This is a genomic window from Mammaliicoccus fleurettii (genome assembly GCF_003970575.1).
Taxonomy (GTDB): Bacteria; Bacillota; Bacilli; order Staphylococcales; family Staphylococcaceae; genus Mammaliicoccus; species Mammaliicoccus fleurettii.
Genome location: NZ_RXWZ01000007.1, coordinates 1 through 3,164 on the forward strand (window position 1 = coordinate 1; position 3,164 = coordinate 3,164).

Here is a 3,164-nt window from a genome sequence, read left to right on the forward strand (position 1 = left end):
ACTATTAGAATGTATTGCACATTCAAAACTAGATAGTAAGCAGATTTTACGGCGTTAAACCGAGTTAAAAATTTTGATTAAGTCTTCGATCGATTAGTATTCGTCAGCTACACACATTACTGCGCTTACACCCCGAACCTATTAACCTCATCATCTTTGAGGGATCTTATAACCGAAGTTGGGAAATCTCATCTTGAGGGGGGCTTCATGCTTAGATGCTTTCAGCACTTATCCCGTCCATACATAGCTACCCAGCTATGCCGCTGGCGCGACAACTGGTACACCAGAGGTATGTCCATCCCGGTCCTCTCGTACTAAGGACAGCTCCTCTCAAATTTCCTACGCCCACGACGGATAGGGACCGAACTGTCTCACGACGTTCTGAACCCAGCTCGCGTACCGCTTTAATGGGCGAACAGCCCAACCCTTGGGACCGACTACAGCCCCAGGATGCGATGAGCCGACATCGAGGTGCCAAACCTCCCCGTCGATGTGAACTCTTGGGGGAGATAAGCCTGTTATCCCCGGGGTAGCTTTTATCCGTTGAGCGATGGCCCTTCCATGCGGAACCACCGGATCACTAAGTCCGTCTTTCGACCCTGCTCGACTTGTAAGTCTCGCAGTCAAGCTCCCTTGTGCCTTTACACTCTGCGAATGATTTCCAACCATTCTGAGGGAACCTTTGAGCGCCTCCGTTACTCTTTAGGAGGCGACCGCCCCAGTCAAACTGCCCGCCTGACACTGTCTCCCACCATGATCAAATGGTGCGGGTTAGAAAGTCAACACAGCCAGGGTAGTATCCCACCAGCGCCTCCACGTAAGCTAGCGCTCACGCTTCAAAGGCTCCTACCTATCCTGTACAAGCTGTGCCAAATTTCAATATCAGGCTACAGTAAAGCTCCACGGGGTCTTTCCGTCCTGTCGCGGGTAACCTGCATCTTCACAGGTACTATGATTTCACCGAGTCTCTCGTTGAGACAGTGCCCAAATCGTTACGCCTTTCGTGCGGGTCGGAACTTACCCGACAAGGAATTTCGCTACCTTAGGACCGTTATAGTTACGGCCGCCGTTTACTGGGGCTTCGATTCGTAGCTTCGCAGAAGCTAACCACTCCTCTTAACCTTCCAGCACCGGGCAGGCGTCAGCCCCTATACATCACCTTACGGTTTAGCAGAGACCTGTGTTTTTGATAAACAGTCGCTTGGGCCTATTCACTGCGGCTCTTCAAGGCTTGCACCCTAAAAAGCACCCCTTCTCCCGAAGTTACGGGGTCATTTTGCCGAGTTCCTTAACGAGAGTTCGCTCGCTCACCTTAGAATTCTCATCTTGACTACCTGTGTCGGTTTGCGGTACGGGCACCTATTTTCTAACTAGAGGCTTTTCTTGGCAGTGTGAAATCAACGACTCGCCGGATACATGATCCAGCTCCCCATCACAACTCAACCTTATAAGTGCCGGATTTGCCTAACACTCAGTCTTGTTGCTTGGACGTGCACTCCAACAGCACGCTTCGCCTATCCTACTGCGTCCCCCCATCGTTCAAACAATCATAGGTGGTACAGGAATATCTACCTGTTATCCATCGCCTACGCCTATCGGCCTCGGCTTAGGTCCCGACTAACCCAGAGCGGACGAGCCTTCCTCTGGAAACCTTAGTCAATCGGTGGATGGGATTCTCACCCATCTTTCGCTACTCACACCGGCATTCTCACTTCTAAACATTCCACATGTCCTTACGATCATGCTTCAACACGTTTAGAACGCTCTCCTACCACTATCCTTACGGATAATCCACAGCTTCGGTAATATGTTTAGCCCCGGTACATTTTCGGCGCAGTGTCACTCGACTAGTGAGCTATTACGCACTCTTTAAATGATGGCTGCTTCTAAGCCAACATCCTAGTTGTCTGGGCAACGCCACATCCTTTTCCACTTAACATATATTTTGGGACCTTAGCTGGTGGTCTGGGCTGTTTCCCTTTCGACTACGGACCTTATCACCCATAGTCTGACTCCCAAGTTAAATTATTTGGCATTCGGAGTTTGTCTGAATTCGGTAACCCTAGAGGGGCCCCTCGTCCAAACAGTGCTCTACCTCCAATAATCATCACTTGAGGCTAGCCCTAAAGCTATTTCGGAGAGAACCAGCTATCTCCAAGTTCGATTGGAATTTCTCCGCTACCCACACCTCATCCGCTCACTTTTCAACGTAAGTCGGTTCGGTCCTCCATTCAGTGTTACCTGAACTTCAACCTGGACATGGGTAGATCACTTGGTTTCGGGTCTACGACCAGATACTCATTCGCCCTATTCAGACTCGCTTTCGCTACGGCTCCACATTTGCTGCTTAACCTTGCATCAAATCGTAACTCGCCGGTTCATTCTACAAAAGGCACGCCATCACCCATTAACGGGCTCTGACTATTTGTAAGCACACGGTTTCAGGTTCTATTTCACTCCCCTTCCGGGGTGCTTTTCACCTTTCCCTCACGGTACTGGTTCACTATCGGTCACTAGAGAGTATTTAGCCTTGGGAGATGGTCCTCCCGGATTCCGACGGAATTACACGTGTTCCGCCGTACTCAGGATCCACTCAGGAGAGAAATAACTTTCGACTACAGGACCATTACCTTCTATGGTTGGTTTTTCCAAAACCATTCGTCTAATTATTTCCTTTGTAACTCCGTATTGAGTGTCCTACAACCCCAACAGGCAAGCCTGTTGGTTTGGGCTATTCCCGTTTCGCTCGCCGCTACTCAGGGAATCGAGTTTTCTTTCTCTTCCTCCGGGTACTAAGATGTTTCAGTTCTCCGGGTGTGCCTTCTCACATACTATGTATTCATATGTGGATAACATGACATAACTCATGCTGGGTTTCCCCATTCGGAAATCTCTGGATCAAAGCGTACTTACAGCTCCCCAAAGCATATCGTCGTTAGTAACGTCCTTCTTCGGCTTCTAGTGCCAAGGCATCCACCGTGCGCCCTTAATAACTTAATCTAATATTTCCTTATACATAATGTTTAAGAAAATAACTGTTATTAATCTGTGATGTCGTCTAAAAAGACGACGCGCGATTATTAAGCTTGAATTTCGTTAGAAATTCACTCGGTTTATTGCTTGGTAAAATCTATTTGCTTACTTATCTAGTTTTCAATGTGCAA

The 3,164-nt window shown here is 48.5% G+C and carries 1 rRNA gene; it reads right to left on the reverse strand.

The window, feature by feature from the left end:
* Nucleotides 1–73: 73 nt before the first annotated feature.
* Nucleotides 74–3,000: ribosomal RNA gene (locus CD129_RS00225) — 23S ribosomal RNA — on the reverse strand.
* Between the last annotated feature and the right edge of the window lie 164 nt (nucleotides 3,001–3,164).